This is a genomic window from Brevibacillus sp. MCWH (assembly GCF_013096935.1).
Taxonomy (GTDB): domain Bacteria; phylum Bacillota; class Bacilli; order Brevibacillales; family Brevibacillaceae; genus Brevibacillus; species Brevibacillus aydinogluensis.
Window position 1 is genome coordinate 1 of the sequence record NZ_SDLF01000073.1, and the last position, 750, is coordinate 750.

General features: G+C 41.2%; 2 protein-coding genes. Both read left to right on the forward strand.

Annotated features, from left to right (window positions below; all coding sequences use genetic code 11):
- The coding region (locus tag ETC00_RS20510; RefSeq protein WP_216369595.1) for a hypothetical protein at positions 1–426 on the forward strand (426 nt) is incomplete at its 5' end.
- Between the two features lie 4 nt (positions 427–430).
- Positions 431–750: hypothetical protein (locus ETC00_RS20515; protein WP_216369596.1), on the forward strand; the 320-nt coding region annotated here is incomplete at its 3' end.

Here is a 750-nt window from a genome sequence, read left to right on the forward strand (position 1 = left end):
GGGTACTTCGTTATCAATAGAGCACACAATGAGGAATATCTTGTAATCAGTACTCACCAAGAGTATGACGGAGACCGCACACTATCTATTGTAACTAACCTCATGAAGTGCGACCATCGACTGACTGTGACAGGTAACACAAGAATAGCTGACAGTAGAGGTAATTTAAAGTCAGTTTTTGGTGAGAAGTATAGAAATGTACCGTGTTATTTAGAGCATATCTCTAGCCAATTATTACAGTATCAGCCAGGTTTGAGTCCTGATACAGAGCATAGAATTTACACGACCGCTTTGAATGTGGAACTTACTGACCAAGTGGTTGTCAGTATGGGTGGCATGGAATTAGTTTTGAAGGTCACAGCATTAGACTACATGACATTCCAAGGTTTGTTAGTCATTGAGGTGGCTAAGGACATAAGGAAGTGATGTTATGGGTCGATACGTCAAGTTTAATCAGGAAGGTTATATTAGAGCACTCCAAAGAGCATTGTACTCCGCTATGGAGAAAGTGGAGAAGGAAGTGTTTAGCGCCATTATGAGAAACTTCGGCGCTCTACAGTTTAAGGAGTTAGATGCTAAGTACGTTGCTGATATGAGACGTGCTATTAGGTATACTACCACACGGACAGTCGAGTCCATTGTATCTCAATTTATAGCAGGGTATGAGCCAATACCTAACCAATCATTCCGTTTAGTTTATTACGAGTACGGAACAGGTACTAAAATGCGTCCTCCTGAAAGCTATAGTCC